At 55.3% G+C, this 15000-nt stretch carries 14 protein-coding genes, 2 tRNA genes, 2 rRNA genes, 1 other RNA gene and 1 pseudogene (1 of these 20 only partly in view); 6 read left to right on the top strand and 14 right to left on the bottom strand.

What is annotated here, in order from left to right:
- The 4 genes from OKB77_RS23440 to OKB77_RS23425 all read left to right on the top strand — a co-directional run.
- A 23S ribosomal RNA gene (locus OKB77_RS23440) occupies positions 1–834 on the top strand (its annotated part extends 1008 nt beyond the left edge of the window); the annotation flags it as partial.
- A 142-nt stretch (positions 835–976) separates the two neighbouring features.
- Positions 977–1092 (top strand): 5S ribosomal RNA (gene rrf, locus OKB77_RS23435).
- Positions 1093–1138: 46 nt separating this feature from the next.
- Positions 1139–1215 (top strand) — tRNA-Asp (locus OKB77_RS23430).
- A gap of 7 nt (positions 1216–1222) precedes the next feature.
- Positions 1223–1298 (top strand) — tRNA-Trp (locus OKB77_RS23425).
- Positions 1299–1378: 80 nt separating this feature from the next.
- On the opposite strand, the gene OKB77_RS23420 is transcribed toward OKB77_RS23425, so the two are convergent.
- From OKB77_RS23420 to smpB, 3 genes are all read right to left on the bottom strand, one after another.
- Positions 1379–2905 carry an EAL domain-containing protein gene (locus OKB77_RS23420; protein WP_270818659.1) on the bottom strand — a complete coding sequence of 509 codons (1527 nt, stop codon included), beginning with the start codon at positions 2903–2905 and terminating at the stop codon, positions 1379–1381.
- A gap of 266 nt (positions 2906–3171) precedes the next feature.
- Positions 3172–3535, bottom strand: a transfer-messenger RNA (tmRNA) gene (ssrA, locus tag OKB77_RS23415).
- A gap of 80 nt (positions 3536–3615) precedes the next feature.
- Complete coding sequence (gene smpB / locus OKB77_RS23410) at positions 3616–4101, bottom strand: SsrA-binding protein SmpB (protein WP_010864458.1); 486 nt, start codon at positions 4099–4101, stop codon at positions 3616–3618.
- Between the two features lie 146 nt (positions 4102–4247).
- Between smpB and OKB77_RS23405 the strand changes: the two genes are divergently transcribed.
- Entirely contained in the window at positions 4248–4682 is a 435-nt protein-coding gene (locus OKB77_RS23405; RefSeq protein ID WP_010864457.1) for a type II toxin-antitoxin system RatA family toxin, read from the top strand.
- Positions 4675–4965, top strand: a complete 291-nt coding sequence (locus OKB77_RS23400; protein WP_270818658.1) for an RnfH family protein — start codon at positions 4675–4677, stop codon at positions 4963–4965. Before OKB77_RS23405 ends, OKB77_RS23400 begins: the two co-directional genes overlap by 8 nt.
- A gap of 208 nt (positions 4966–5173) precedes the next feature.
- Here OKB77_RS23400 and bamE read toward each other — a convergent pair whose 3' ends face one another.
- The 11 genes and pseudogenes from bamE to OKB77_RS23345 form a co-directional block, all read right to left on the bottom strand.
- Entirely contained in the window at positions 5174–5527 is a 354-nt protein-coding gene (bamE, locus tag OKB77_RS23395) for an outer membrane protein assembly factor BamE (protein ID WP_010864455.1), read from the bottom strand.
- 91 nt (positions 5528–5618) lie between these two features.
- Positions 5619–6476: pseudogene (recN, locus tag OKB77_RS23390) on the bottom strand (DNA repair protein RecN); the annotation flags it as partial.
- 260 nt (positions 6477–6736) lie between these two features.
- Positions 6737–8230: an IS91-like element ISCR2 family transposase gene (locus OKB77_RS23385; RefSeq protein WP_015344975.1), complete on the bottom strand. Its 1494-nt coding sequence runs from the start codon at positions 8228–8230 to the stop codon at positions 6737–6739.
- A gap of 111 nt (positions 8231–8341) precedes the next feature.
- On the bottom strand, positions 8342–8620 hold the full coding sequence (locus tag OKB77_RS23380) for a LysR family transcriptional regulator (protein ID WP_001100557.1): 279 nt from the start codon (positions 8618–8620) through the stop codon (positions 8342–8344).
- A 54-nt stretch (positions 8621–8674) separates the two neighbouring features.
- Positions 8675–9889, bottom strand: coding sequence for a chloramphenicol/florfenicol efflux MFS transporter FloR (floR, locus tag OKB77_RS23375; RefSeq protein ID WP_270818640.1), 1215 nt, complete (start codon positions 9887–9889; stop codon positions 8675–8677).
- 216 nt (positions 9890–10105) lie between these two features.
- Positions 10106–10843, bottom strand: coding sequence for a DUF3363 domain-containing protein (locus OKB77_RS23370; protein ID WP_270818638.1), 738 nt, complete (start codon positions 10841–10843; stop codon positions 10106–10108).
- Positions 10844–10873: 30 nt separating this feature from the next.
- A complete protein-coding gene (locus OKB77_RS23365) occupies positions 10874–12367 on the bottom strand; it encodes an IS91-like element ISCR2 family transposase (RefSeq protein WP_015344975.1) in 1494 nt (497 codons plus the stop codon).
- Positions 12368–12577: 210 nt separating this feature from the next.
- Positions 12578–12802 carry a hypothetical protein gene (locus tag OKB77_RS23360; RefSeq protein ID WP_000743213.1) on the bottom strand — a complete coding sequence of 75 codons (225 nt, stop codon included), beginning with the start codon at positions 12800–12802 and terminating at the stop codon, positions 12578–12580.
- Positions 12799–13524, bottom strand: a complete 726-nt coding sequence (locus OKB77_RS23355; RefSeq protein WP_198089514.1) for a recombinase family protein — start codon at positions 13522–13524, stop codon at positions 12799–12801. Before OKB77_RS23355 ends, OKB77_RS23360 begins: the two co-directional genes overlap by 4 nt.
- A 485-nt stretch (positions 13525–14009) precedes the next feature.
- A complete protein-coding gene (locus OKB77_RS23350; protein WP_001044210.1) occupies positions 14010–14150 on the bottom strand; it encodes a hypothetical protein in 141 nt (46 codons plus the stop codon).
- Positions 14151–14155: 5 nt separating this feature from the next.
- Positions 14156–14860, bottom strand: a complete 705-nt coding sequence (locus OKB77_RS23345; RefSeq protein WP_001067855.1) for an IS6-like element IS26 family transposase — start codon at positions 14858–14860, stop codon at positions 14156–14158.
- Positions 14861–15000: the final 140 nt, after the last annotated feature.

Raw genomic sequence — 15000 nt, 5'->3', positions numbered from 1 at the left:
ACCTTTACTATAGCTTGACACTGAACATTGAGCCTTGATGTGTAGGATAGGTGGGAGGCATTGAAACGTGAACGCCAGTTTGCGTGGAGCCGACCTTGAAATACCACCCTTTAATGTTTGATGTTCTAACGTTGTCCCGTGATCCGGGATACGGACAGTGTCTGGTGGGTAGTTTGACTGGGGCGGTCTCCTCCTAAAGAGTAACGGAGGAGCACGAAGGTTAGCTAAGCATGGTCGGACATCATGCGGTTAGTGCAAAGGCAGAAGCTAGCTTAACTGCGAGACGGACAGGTCGAGCAGATACGAAAGTAGGTCTTAGTGATCCGGTGGTTCTGAATGGAAGGGCCATCGCTCAACGGATAAAAGGTACTCCGGGGATAACAGGCTGATACCGCCCAAGAGTTCATATCGACGGCGGTGTTTGGCACCTCGATGTCGGCTCATCACATCCTGGGGCTGAAGTTGGTCCCAAGGGTATGGCTGTTCGCCATTTAAAGTGGTACGCGAGCTGGGTTTAGAACGTCGTGAGACAGTTCGGTCCCTATCTGTCGTGGGCGTTGGATGATTGAGGGGGGCTGCTCCTAGTACGAGAGGACCGGAGTGGACGCATCTCTGGTGTTCCGGTTGTCACGCCAGTGGCATTGCCGGGTAGCTAAATGCGGAAGAGATAAGCGCTGAAAGCATCTAAGCGCGAAACTTGCCCCGAGATGAGTCATCCCTGAGGCTTTAAGCCTCCTAAAGGGTTGTTGGAGACTACGACGTAGATAGGCAGGGTGTGTAAGCGTAGCGATACGTTGAGCTAACCTGTACTAATTGCCCGTGAGGCTTAACCATACAACGCCAAAGTGATGTTGGTTGAATGAAGTCATGAGTTACTTGTTCAAAGAACAACATATCAGTTATACAGCTTGTTTTTAGATTTTAGCTCTGGCGCGAGACACAACAACATGTGTACGCGATAGAGGAACAGAATTTGCCTGGCGGCGATAGCGCGGTGGTCCCACCTGACCCCATGTCGAACTCAGAAGTGAAACGCCGTAGCGCCGATGGTAGTGTGGGGTCTCCCCATGCGAGAGTAGGGAACTGCCAGGCATCAAATTTAGCAACCTATACTGATTAGGTTGGAAAAAGAATCGGTGGTGCGGTAGTTCAGTTGGTTAGAATACCGGCCTGTCACGCCGGGGGTCGCGGGTTCGAGTCCCGTCCGCACCGCCACTGATTTAGGGGCGTAGTTCAATTGGTAGAGCGTCGGTCTCCAAAACCGAATGTTGGGGGTTCGAGTCCCTCCGCCCCTGCCAGATAAAAAAGCCAGCAGCAATGCTGGCTTTTTTATTATCTATCGAACACCATTCCTGCATTCCTGCATTCCTGGATAATCCTATGAGTGAATCACTGATGTGAGTACCTGCTCAAGTGGTGCTGGCTTACTAAAGAGATAACCTTGTAGATAAGTCACGTTTCGTTCAGTGAGATATTGCGCTTGCTGTTCTGTTTCAACACCTTCTGCCACCATGGCCAGAGATAAGCGGTGCCCAAGATCGACGATATTCTCGATGATATGCTCAGATAATGATCCTTCCCCAATTTGATTCACAAAGGAGCGGTCAATTTTGAGACTGCCAACATGCAGATATTGAAAATAATTGAGTGTCGAGTGGCCGGTACCAAAATCATCAATGGCTAAGATCACCCCTAATGCCTGTAACGCATCAAAAAGTGCTGCTGTATCGGCGGTATGCTCGATAGCTTGGCGCTCAGTGAGTTCTAGGACTAATTTGATATCCGTACCTTGGATGGAGTGCAAGAAGGCCTGCACATCATCTAGGAGGCTCTGATGCTGGCAATGACGAGCGGTGATATTAAAGCCAATGTGAAACTCTGCTGGTAGCTGTTGTTGATAACGAGAGAGTACGCTGGCGGATTGCTTGAATAACGCGCTGGTCATCGGAATGATCAGATCTGATTCTTCAGCTTGCGGTATAAACAGATCTGGACGGATCAAGCCTTGTTGCGGATGCTTCCAGCGCATGAGGACTTCAATACCGATCACTTGCCGAGTTTTGGCATCAATGATGGTTTGTGCATATGGAATAAATTCGTTATTCAGCAGGGCTCGTTTTAGCTCGGTTGAAAAAGGGTAAGGCTTATTCAACAAATAACCAATGCCGGTGCTGAAGGCACAAAGAAGGAGGAATAATCCCCAGATATAGGGTTGGTTATTGTGCCAAAAGGCTTGCCAGAATGAGGAATAGTTGAGTGAGGTTTCGATGGCAAACGGGAAGGCAGAAGATAGGTATGTGCGGTGATTGATCCCATGCGCGAATGGGTTTTGAGTACTGAACTTCCCGTCTTTCGATAGCCAATGATCATCAATGCGAAGCGCTATCAATAGCTCAGTACTTTCCTGCTGTTGCAGGATACTCTGAAAATAGATGCTACCGATACTGCTCAGGACGGCGATATTTCCTTTCGTGTTACGCACAACGATCAGAGGATAGTTTGATTTGACCAAGGTGCCAGGAAGTAGCAGCAGTTTACCATTATGGTAGCGCGTATATTCATCTTGAACGTGTACCGTGCCATATAGCGATGAGCAGTAAATTGCACCGTGTTGCGCTAGATTGACTGAGCGCACATAGGGAACAGTGGCAACTTGTTTGCGTAACGCTAGCACAATGTTATCGCATTGGGACAAATCATGCGGCTTGGCCAAAATGGTCTGATTAGCTTGTTCAGCATAGCTTAATAGACCATTGACGGCCTCGGTAGTTTTTTGGGCGGTGTACTCAGCATCGTGGTTGATTTGTCGGATGTAGTCGCTGTACATCAGCCATAGCAGTAAGGAAAATGGGATGAGGATAATCGCAATACACAGCGTGAGTTTATGGCTCAGGCGATTGAGCATGTAACGGCTCCTTAGCCATACAGATGGTGCATTTAATCAAAAACAACGGTCCGTAAGAGATTTTTAGGCTACGCCTGTTTGCCTGATTTTGGTAAGTTTTCGCCGAAATATTGTGATCTTAATAAAGGAAGATAATCTTTAGGTGCGCGGCCTGTGCATTGCTCTGTGGCTGTTGGAGCACTAGAGAGGGCTGGATATTGGTGTTCAGCAGGGGAATAGATGCAAAAAGGGCGATAACTCAATGAGTTATCGCCCTTCCAATCGATTGGTGGAGCTGGCGGGAGTTGAACCCGCGTCCGAAATTACTACGCCGTCGGTACTACATGCTTAGTCTAGTCTTTACATTCGCCGACCAGCTGCGGACAGACACGCCACTGATAGACTATCCCGATTAGATTTAACGCTTCCGCCCCGGGCAAGGCTTCCACGCGATCTCGTTTTGGTTTGACCTCTCTTGATCCCCGTCCTACGAGCGGAGGCTAGGGAGAGAGGGCTCTATGCAGGTTATTAAGCTGCTAGTGCGTAGTTTTCGTCGTTTGCGACTATTTTTTGCGGTTTGTTAACGAGGCCTACCGCACCTCGGCATGCACCTTGGGTTTCGCCAATCCCGTCGAATCCAAAATCAGCCCCAAGTTGTGATTTTGAGTATACCAGAATCTTTTAGTGATGCGTCAACTTATCGCATTAAATAATGCTAAAAAGGTGCTGGATTAGCGCCCTGCGTGCTTCATGATCCGCTCTTTGGCCACTTGCCATTCGCGATCTTTGATATCCGCACGTTTATCATGCAGCTTTTTACCTTTGGCCAGACCGATTTTGACTTTCACCCATGGCCCTTTCCAGTACAGACTCAGTGGCATCAAGGTATAACCATCGCGGTTGACGCTGCCATACAGAACATCCAGCTCGCGCTGCTTGAGCAGTAATTTGCGGGTGCGGGTTGGATCGCACACGACATGGCTGGACGCGACAGACAGCGGGTTGATGGTTGAGCCAAATAAAAAGGCTTCCCCGTCTTTTAGCAATACGTAGCTTTCACTGATGTTGGCTTTGCCCGCACGCAGTGATTTGACTTCCCAGCCTTGCAGTGACAGGCCGGCTTCCATGTCATTTTCGATAAAATATTCGTGGCGGGCTCGTTTGTTTAACGCAATGGTCGACGACCCCGCTTTTTTATTGGCATTTTTCTTTGTCATAAGACCACCTTAACTCAGGCCGAGCCTGATGCTTTGAATATGGTTGCTATTCTACCGTCTTTTACCGGTGATGAACCATCTCTGACTTTGGGAGTGTGAAATTGAATGCTATGATCGGGGCGTTTTTTGTGTTGTGAGGTATTGCTATGCCCCAGATCAGTCGTTCGGCGCTGGTTCCGTTCAGTGCTGAACAGATGTATACACTGGTCAATGATGTGAGTGCGTATCCAGCGTTTTTGCCCGGGTGTGTTGGCAGCCGGATTTTGTCGCAGGCGTCAGATGAGATGACCGCGGCAGTGGATGTGTCGAAGGCCGGGATCAGCAAGACCTTTGTAACGAAAAATACGTTACAGCAAAATCAGAAAATTCAGATGAATCTGGTCGATGGTCCGTTTCGTAAGCTCAGCGGTGGCTGGCATTTTACTGCGCTCAGTGAGGATGCATGTAAAGTTGAGCTGCATCTGGACTTCGAATTTACCAGTGTGCTGGTAGAAGCGGCATTTGGCCGGATCTTTAAAGAGCTGGCTGGTAATATGGTTAATGCATTTACCTCGCGCGCTAAGGAGGTGTACGGTGGCTGAGATTCATGTGGAAGTCGCGTATGCCTTGCCAAATGTACAACGCGTATTAAGTTTGTCGGTGCCGGATACGGCCACGGTGGAAGAGATTATTCTGCGCTCGGGGATATTACAGATGTGCCCGGATATCGATTTGCGGGTCAATCGTGTTGGTGTGTACAGCCGGATGGTTAAGCTTTCCGATCGTGTACATGACGGTGACCGAATCGAGATTTATCGTCCTTTACTGGCCGATCCGAAAGAGATGCGTCGTCTGCGTGCCGAGCAGGCGAAGAAAAACGCCTAGTTTGTTGTCCCATCGTGATGCGCTGCATGGCTGTCGATAAACACGTGGCTGTTGGTAAACAATAGTCGACAAACAATAAAAGCCAGATAAAAGACAAAGAAAAACCGGTCTTAGTAAGTCAGCAATGACTCGGACCGGTTTTTTTCTATTTTCTTTTCTGACGTGGTTTTTCTCGCCAGCGTGGTAATCAAGAGTTCGTTGCTGCTAATTAGCTATTGTGCTCGAGGTTAGCGGGCAATTGGTCTTGATTTTTAATCTGACTCAGCAGACCTTGGCTGTCGAAGCTCAAAACCAGTGTTTGCTGGGTTGGTGCATCGTGGCCTTTTTGCTGGCGGAACACGTAGTACCACGTATCGCTGCCAAATGGATCATTGAGCAGTGGCGTACCGAGCAGATACAGCACCTGATCTTTGTTCATTCCCTGTCGCAGTTGCGCGACATCCTTTTGCTCCAGGTAGTTACCCTGGTCCACATCAATGCGGTACACCACTTTTTCGACCGTGGAGCAACCTGCGGTGAGCATGGTCAGCAGACATGCAGTAATCAGTGTTTTACAGCGCATAGCGAGTCAGTATTCCTGTAAACGAGTTACCCGTGATAATAATCAACCCGGACGCTAAAGTAAAAACAGATATGTGATCTGTGCGACCGGATCACGCTGCCAGCAGCTCACGCGCATTGGCGAGGGTATTCTCTGTGATTTGGCTGCCGCCGAGCAAGCGGGCTAGTTCATTCAAGCGCGCTTCGTTACTAAGTAAAGTCATCCGCGTTTCAGTCATCTGGCCATCGGTGAACTTGCTGACAAAATAGTGATTATGGCCACAACCGGCGACCTGCGGCAGGTGGGTGACACACAACACTTGGGTGGACTCACCGAGCTGACGCAGCAGCTTGCCGACAATCGCGGCGGTTGGGCCGCTGATCCCCACATCCACCTCATCGAAAATCAGGCTAGGAGTATCGACTTTACGTGCGGTGATCACCTGAATTGCCAATGAAATCCGTGACAGTTCGCCCCCCGAGGCCACTTTGCCCAGTGCTTGTGCTGGTTGGCCGGGGTTGGTGGTGACGGTAAATTCAATGTGATCAAAGCCAAGCGGCGTCAGGCGCTGCTCGCTGGCGTTGAGTTCAATAAAGAAATTGCCGTTTTCCATCGACAGTTCGCGCATGCTACGGGTGATGAGGCTCGCTAGCTCACCGGCATAGCGTTGGCGGCTCTGGCTGAGTTTCTCGGCGCTGTGCAGCATCGCTTCGCGGCAGGCTTGTTCACGCAGCTCGAGCTGCTCGCTATCGAGATCTTGTTCGCGCAAAGTATCGAGCTCATCGCGGATGCTTTGATGCAGCTCCGGCAGCTCATCGGGTTGGATATGATGCTTACGTGCCAGCTGCACCGCTTTGGCTAAGCGCTGCTCCAGATATTGCAGACGCTGCGGGTCTAGATCGAGGCGATCTAAATAGTGGCGCAGTTCATCGCTGACTTCTTGCAGTTGGATGGTTGCTTCTTCCAGCATATGCACCAGCGGTTGCAGCTGCGGAACGTATAGGAAGAATAAACGCCCTTTTCACCCAAGTCCAACAGCTTTGGACCGCAGTTGACTCTTTCGACACCCCTGCGATGCAACCCAATCCGGCTGACGGGGAGCCAGCAACGCTGAAAATTTACCCTCCTCTTTCCCACTAGCGGCTCCTTTTCCGACAACCAGCACGGCGGATCCCTGCCGCGGCGCTGTGAACGCAGCATTTTGATTGGTATCGTTGGCCTTCAGGCTCGTCAGTCAAACAGACCCAGGAGCAGCTCAGCCGGTGGCGCCCGGCTTTCGGGTAACGCCCTGGTCCCGCTGGTTTCGGCTTTGTGCTTCAGGTGATCAAGGATCTGCTTGATCACTATAGGGTCTTCAATGCAGGCGATGACTTTCATGGCGCCGCCGCAGCCGCTGCAGGTCTCGATGTCGATATTGAAAACACGCTTGAGCCGTTGCGCCCATGTCATCGACGCTCGCCGTTGTGCTGGTGTTGCCGGTTCATCAGCCACCCTGACCTTGTTGCCCCTGCCCCGTTTTGCCGGCGTGACCAACGCCCGGTGCCGACTGTTGGGTGCGAACACCCCGTGGAAGCGGGTTAGGTTGACTCTGGGCTTCGGTACCAGGGCGGCCAGCCTTGCAATGAAATCCAATGGTTCGAAAATGACGTGCGTGGTGCCGTCCCGGTACGGCGTCTTGAGCTGGTAGCGCACGTTGCCGCCTCGTGTTAACGACAGCCGCTTCTCGGATACCGCCGGGCGGCTGATGTACCGGCACAGCCGTTCGAGCTTCTTGCGTTCATCGGCCCTGGCCGCCACGCCGGCGTGCAGGCTGAACCCGGCTACCTTGCCAATCCCGTCACCGAACGGATCACCACTGGTCGGCAGAGTTTGCAAAGTGAACACCTTTCGCCCCGCCTGTGAACCGACAGCGATACGGTAAGTGATCGAGTGCCCCAGCAGGGGTGTCATCGGGTCGTCATCCACCGCATCCGAGGCCAGATAGCTGTTTTCGACATCCCGTTCCAGCAGGCCTTGCCGTTCCAGATAGCGACCCACCCGGTGGGCGATGGTGTGCGTCAGCTGGGTGAGCTCTGGGCTGGTCGGCGCCTTGACCCAGCGGAAACGCGCTGAGCCGTGGGATTGCTCGACATACACACCGTCGAGAAACAGCATGTGGAAGTGAACATTCAGATTGAGCGCCGATCCAAAACGCTGGATCAGGGTGACCGCGCCCGTCTTGGCCACTTGGTGGGTATGGCCCGCTTTCTTGACCAGGTGCGTGGCAATGACGCGGTAAACGATGCCCAGCACCCACCCCATGATCTCGGGCCGGCTGGCAAACAGGAAACGCAGCTGAAACGGGAAGCTCAACACCCACTGACGCATGGGTTGTTCAGGCAGTACTTCATCAACCAGCAAGGCGGCACTTTCGGCCATCCGCCGCGCCCCACAGCTCGGGCAGAAACCGCGACGCTTACAGCTGAAAGCGACCAGGTGCTCGGCGTGGCAAGACTCGCAGCGAACCCGTAGAAAGCCATGCTCCAGCCGCCCGCATTGGAGAAATTCTTCAAATTCCCGTTGCACATAGCCCGGCAATTCCTTTCCCTGCTCTGCCATAAGCGCAGCGAATGCCGGGTAATACTCGTCAACGATCTGATAGAGAAGGGTTTGCTCGGGTCGGTGGCTCTGGTAACGACCAGTATCCCGATCCCGGCTGGCCGTCCTGGCCGCCACATGAGGCATGTTCCGCGTCCTTGCAATACTGTGTTTACATACAGTCTATCGCTTAGCGGAAAGTTCTTTTACCCTCAGCCGAAATGCCTGCCGTTGCTAGACATTGCCAGCCAGTGCCCGTCACTCCGCGGTCTTCACTGCGTGATCGAGTTGATCGACACCCGCCGTGACACGCTCCATGAAGTGCCTGCCTGCGTCTGTTAGCCGAACGCCCCGCGCATGGCGCTCAAATAGCAGGACACCAAGGTTATCCTCCAGCGCTTTCACACGCGCGCTGACGCTCGACTGGCTGATACCAAGTGCCTTGGCCGCATGCCGAAAATTCAGATGCTCGGCGACGGCGATGAACTGAACAAGGGAAATGAGCGGTATCCTGCCAGACAGGATACCGACATTCACGAGGTTTCGATGGTTAGTGCGCCGCATCGGAGCGGGCCTGCTACCAGTCGTCGGTTAGACGACTGGCGACTTCTCGGTGGCAGCCCCACGGAGCCGAAGGAGCACCAGCCCCAACGAAACCAGTACCGCCATCGCCGTGGCGTAACAGATCACGGGCCACGCTGTGTCACCGTTTAAAAGTGCCACCGCCAATGTCCCGACAATGCTGACTATCAGGCTTTGAACGCAGAAGTAGAACGCGACCGCTGATCCCGCGATGTCGTCGAACTCTGCCAAAGCGCCGTTCGCGGTAACGGACACCGTGAAGACAATACCGACCGCGACAACCCACATCGGTAGGATGAAGGTGAGGAATGACGGCGAGCCGTAAAGTTCGCCGATCCCCAACAGGACCGCTCCGCAAACAAGCAACGCCATCCCACGCGCCACGCATCCTGCGATGCCCCATCTGGCGATAAAGGACTTCGCGAAACGGGTTGTCACGATCATTACAAGCGCGACAGTGGCGAAGGCAAAGCTGAATCCGATCTCGGAATATTCCGCTTGGCCTATGAGCACACCGGGAGCCGTCGAGAAGAAGACGAAGTAGGTGCCCATACCGGCGCTAAAGCCGACAGTGTAAACCCAAAAAGCCGGACTCGCGAAGATCGGCAAGACAGATCGGCGCGTCTTGACTTGATCCAGAGGGCGGGTTTCGTGCCACCTGAAACCCGCATTTAGGAGTGCGAGCATCGCCAGTATAGCCAAAGTAATGAATATCGCCTGCCATCCCAAGAACTCGCCGATCAATGCTCCGGCGATAGGGCCGAGCGCAGGCACGAACGCCAGCATCGAACTGAAAAGGCCGTAGATGACGACACCCTCAGGACGGTTGGCATAAACGTCGCGAACCGTCGCGAACGTCGCCACCAGCATGGCCGACGCGCCCACTGCTTGAAGTAGACGGAAAGCGACAAAGGCCGGTGCAGTTGAAGACCAAGCTGCTCCCAGAGACGCAATGACGAAAGCCGTTGCGCCCGCAAGTAGAATTGGCCGTCGCCCGATTCTGTCTGAGAGCGGACCAAAAATCACCTGGCCCACGCCGAGCATCACCATATAGAGGCTCAACGTGAGTTGGATCATAGCGGGCGTCGTGTTCAGGATGCCGGGCATCGCTGGAACGACAGGGAGATAAATATCCATCGCCAGTGAAGCGAGGATGTCGAAAGGAGCCATCAGCAGCAGTGCTGCCGGCAGCGTATAGGCCCACGCGGGGCGTGTGGTGGTCATGACGAATCAACCCTCGATTAAGGAATACCGGGCGACGTCTGCTCGTCAGCAATCAGATGAGACTAGCCTTACAGAGCGCCGCAACAACAATACTGGTTGTTGCGGCTTACTTGTCTGCTGACTTGGAATTTCCCATCTGATTACTCCACGCTTACGAATATGAATTGCTACATTTTATCCGATTATCTTTTGCTTCGCAATGCGGCATGGGCGCACTCAGCGTTCCAGCCCCCTCTGCCGCCCTAACTGCCACGACACCGACCCGCCCTGCACGATGCCCATAACCTCGCGGCCGAGTTGGCGGTCGATGATCGGCCGCCACGGGACAAGGGTGAACTCATGGGATTTCTCGACCACGGCGAACTTGCCGCTCGATAGATGCACGGTTCCGGTAAACTTGCCGCTGACGCTCTCGCCGTCCGTGGCGGCGCGGAACGGCAGGCCCTTACTCAAAGCCATATCCGATCCGACGCCGGCTACCTCGCGCTCCCGCAGGATGGCGAGAAGGTTGCGCCGGTAGAAGACGCGGCTGTCCCGGCTGCGGGTGGCGTCGCCCTGTTCGATATGGTGCTCGCGGCGCTGGTCCATGGCTTCGCGGACTTGTTGCCCGAAGCCGGTTGGCGCAAGGTCGGCCGTCTCGCCGTGGATCAGCCGCCGGTCCAGCCAGGTCGCGCCGTCCGATCCGATCTGTTTGTTCAGATCGACCGGGGAAAGGACGCGAACGCTGGCCTGACTGTCTCGGCCGGCGTACGTATAGGAAGAATAAACGCCCTTTTCACCCAAGTCCAACAGCTTTGGACCGCAGTTGACTCTTTCGACACCCCTGCGATGCAACCCAATCCGGCTGACGGGGAGCCAGCAACGCTGAAAATTTACCCTCCTCTTTCCCACTAGCGGCTCCTTTTCCGACAACCAGCACGGCGGATCCCTGCCGCGGCGCTGTGAACGCAGCATTTTGATTGGTATCGTTGGCCTTCAGGCTCGTCAGTCAAACAGACCCAGGAGCAGCTCAGCCGGTGGCGCCCGGCTTTCGGGTAACGCCCTGGTCCCGCTGGTTTCGGCTTTGTGCTTCAGGTGATCAAGGATCTGCTTGATCACTATAGGGTCTTCAATGCAGGCGATGACTTTCATGGCGCCGCCGCAGCCGCTGCAGGTCTCGATGTCGATATTGAAAACACGCTTGAGCCGTTGCGCCCATGTCATCGACGCTCGCCGTTGTGCTGGTGTTGCCGGTTCATCAGCCACCCTGACCTTGTTGCCCCTGCCCCGTTTTGCCGGCGTGACCAACGCCCGGTGCCGACTGTTGGGTGCGAACACCCCGTGGAAGCGGGTTAGGTTGACTCTGGGCTTCGGTACCAGGGCGGCCAGCCTTGCAATGAAATCCAATGGTTCGAAAATGACGTGCGTGGTGCCGTCCCGGTACGGCGTCTTGAGCTGGTAGCGCACGTTGCCGCCTCGTGTTAACGACAGCCGCTTCTCGGATACCGCCGGGCGGCTGATGTACCGGCACAGCCGTTCGAGCTTCTTGCGTTCATCGGCCCTGGCCGCCACGCCGGCGTGCAGGCTGAACCCGGCTACCTTGCCAATCCCGTCACCGAACGGATCACCACTGGTCGGCAGAGTTTGCAAAGTGAACACCTTTCGCCCCGCCTGTGAACCGACAGCGATACGGTAAGTGATCGAGTGCCCCAGCAGGGGTGTCATCGGGTCGTCATCCACCGCATCCGAGGCCAGATAGCTGTTTTCGACATCCCGTTCCAGCAGGCCTTGCCGTTCCAGATAGCGACCCACCCGGTGGGCGATGGTGTGCGTCAGCTGGGTGAGCTCTGGGCTGGTCGGCGCCTTGACCCAGCGGAAACGCGCTGAGCCGTGGGATTGCTCGACATACACACCGTCGAGAAACAGCATGTGGAAGTGAACATTCAGATTGAGCGCCGATCCAAAACGCTGGATCAGGGTGACCGCGCCCGTCTTGGCCACTTGGTGGGTATGGCCCGCTTTCTTGACCAGGTGCGTGGCAATGACGCGGTAAACGATGCCCAGCACCCACCCCATGATCTCGGGCCGGCTGGCAAACAGGAAACGCAGCTGAAACGGGAAGCTCAACACCCACTGACGCATGGGTTGTTCAGGCAGTACTTCATCAACCAGCAAGGCGGCACTTTCGGCCATCCGCCGCGCCCCACAGCTCGGGCAGAAACCGCGACGCTTACAGCTGAAAGCGACCAGGTGCTCGGCGTGGCAAGACTCGCAGCGAACCCGTAGAAAGCCATGCTCCAGCCGCCCGCATTGGAGAAATTCTTCAAATTCCCGTTGCACATAGCCCGGCAATTCCTTTCCCTGCTCTGCCATAAGCGCAGCGAATGCCGGGTAATACTCGTCAACGATCTGATAGAGAAGGGTTTGCTCGGGTCGGTGGCTCTGGTAACGACCAGTATCCCGATCCCGGCTGGCCGTCCTGGCCGCCACATGAGGCATGTTCCGCGTCCTTGCAATACTGTGTTTACATACAGTCTATCGCTTAGCGGAAAGTTCTTTTACCCTCAGCCGAAATGCCTGCCGTTGCTAGACATTGCCAGCCAGTGCCCGTCACTCCCACTCGATTGTAAACAAGCACACAAAACCCTTTAGTGACAACAATTTGCAAGAACTATCAGGCTCAGTGCCATGAAAAATACCATGACCAGATCATGAGGTTGAACACGGCTTGCGCCGGCAGCGTTCACGCTCCTGGTCGGCGATCTCGCCCGGCTGCAATGCTAGCTCAGCATCGGTCATGCGCTCCAGCACGTCGCGTAGGCGGATGGTGCAAGGAATGGGCGGCAGCTCGAACTCATAGCCGCCGGCGATCATTTCGGCCGCAATCTCCTCGGTGATGAAAAACGGCTCGTCGTCTTGGTTCGGCTTCTTCATGCCCTTTCCTCCTGGCGCTCATCCTGGCCGACAGCGGCCAGGGCATCGGCTTCCGTCAATGCGTCCTCCACGAACGCGCCGTGCTGCTTCGCTTCGGCCTGGCTGACCTCGGCCCATATCCGTTTCACCTGGGCCGCACTGTACCCGGCCAGCTCGGCGGTCTTGTTGATGCTGTAGCCGGACTTGCGCAGCGCGACAACTTGGGCGCGGCGCTTCGGATCAGCACGGCGGCCCTTGTACCGCCCGGCCTGGCGGGCCAACTCAATGCCTTGGCGCTGGCGTTCGCGCCTGTCCTCGTAGTCGTCGCGGGCCATCTGCAAGGCCAGGCGAAAAAGCATGATCTGCACGGCTTCCAGCACGATCTTGGCGACGCCCTGGGCCTCGGCCGCCAGGTCGGATAGATCGACCACGCCAGGGACGGCCAGGCGTGCGCCTTTGGCCTGTATCGAGGCCACCAGGCGCTCGGCCTCGGGCAAAGGTAGGCGGCTGATGCGGTCGATCTTCTCGGCAATGACCACCTCGCCGGGCTGTAGGTCGCCGATCATGCGCAGCAGCTCAGGCCGGTCGGCGCGTGCGCCGGATGCCTTCTCACGGTAGATGCCGGCGACGTAGTAGCCGGCGGCCTTGATCGCCTCTTGGCGTTCCAAGTCCTGCGCGTCGGTGCTGACGCGCAGATAGACCCGCGCCACCATCGGCGCGGCTACTGGCTTCGTCCTGCGCATACTTGCGGGCTCCTTTGGGCATACGCAAAGTGTCCGGTCATGCTACCCCCGGCCAAAAAGGCCGTCATGCGATTTATCTTGGCCGGGTCGTTATTGGCGGGTCTAAATGGCCGCTCCGTGGATCTCATCGCCAGAAATGGCGATGCGAGATCCAGGGCAGGGCGGCCGCCATCGTCAGACCTGGCGATGGTCGACGCCGGCGCGCATCGTCGGATGTGGCGATGCGAGCTCGAGGTCGGTGGCCACCGCCGGCGACCTGGTGCCATCGTCGGCAATGGCGATGCTGCAGCTCGACGTGCGCGGCCTGGTCGTCTCGGCATCGTCGGATGCGGCGATGCTCGAGCGAGGCGAAAAAAAACCGCCTCGGGGTGTCCGAGGCGGCAAGTCTGCATGCGGTTCAGGGAGGAAGAAACCGCGCCGGCGATCAGGGAGGAAAACCGCGCGGCCTGATGTGCAGCTCGGCCACTTTAGCCGGATTTTTCGACTTATCCGATGCGAGCGGCCCGCCGTGGGCGCTGCTCGATCTGCTGTTGCTTTTTCTCGACGTGCTTCTGCTCCTGGTGCTGCTGCTCGTCGCGCGGCACTGTTGCAAAGTTAGCGATGAGGCAGCCTTTTGTCTTATTCAAAGGCCTTACATTTCAAAAACTCTGCTTACCAGGCGCATTTCGCCCAGGGGATCACCATAATAAAATGCTGAGGCCTGGCCTTTGCGTAGTGCACGCATCACCTCAATACCTTTGATGGTGGCGTAAGCCGTCTTCATGGATTTAAATCCCAGCGTGGCGCCGATTATCCGTTTCAGTTTGCCATGATCGCATTCAATCACGTTGTTCCGGTACTTAATCTGTCGGTGTTCAACGTCAGACGGGCACCGGCCTTCGCGTTTGAGCAGAGCAAGCGCGCGACCATAGGCGGGCGCTTTATCCGTGTTGATGAATCGCGGGATCTGCCACTTCTTCACGTTGTTGAGGATTTTACCCAGAAACCGGTATGCAGCTTTGCTGTTACGACGGGAGGAGAGATAAAAATCGACAGTGCGGCCCCGGCTGTCGACGGCCCGGTACAGATACGCCCAGCGGCCATTGACCTTCACGTAGGTTTCATCCATGTGCCACGGGCAAAGATCGGAAGGGTTACGCCAGTACCAGCGCAGCCGTTTTTCCATTTCAGGCGCATAACGCTGAACCCAGCGGTAAATCGTGGAGTGATCGACATTCACTCCGCGTTCAGCCAGCATCTCCTGCAGCTCACGGTAACTGATGCCGTATTTGCAGTACCAGCGTACGGCCCACAGAATGATGTCACGCTGAAAATGCCGGCCTTTGAATGGGTTCATGTGCAGCTCCATCAGCAAAAGGGGATGATAAGTTTATCACCACCGACTATTTGCAACAGTGCCCGACTATGCTCAATACTCGTGTGCACCAAAGCGAGGTGAGCATGGCGACGGAGGCTCTGTTGCAAAGATTGGCGGCA

The organism is Aeromonas sp. Y318-3 (assembly GCF_027706185.1).
GTDB classification, from domain to species: domain Bacteria; phylum Pseudomonadota; class Gammaproteobacteria; order Enterobacterales; family Aeromonadaceae; genus Aeromonas; species Aeromonas veronii.
Note: the sequence above shows the minus strand (reverse complement) of the source record. Positions and strands in the feature narration are given on the sequence as shown.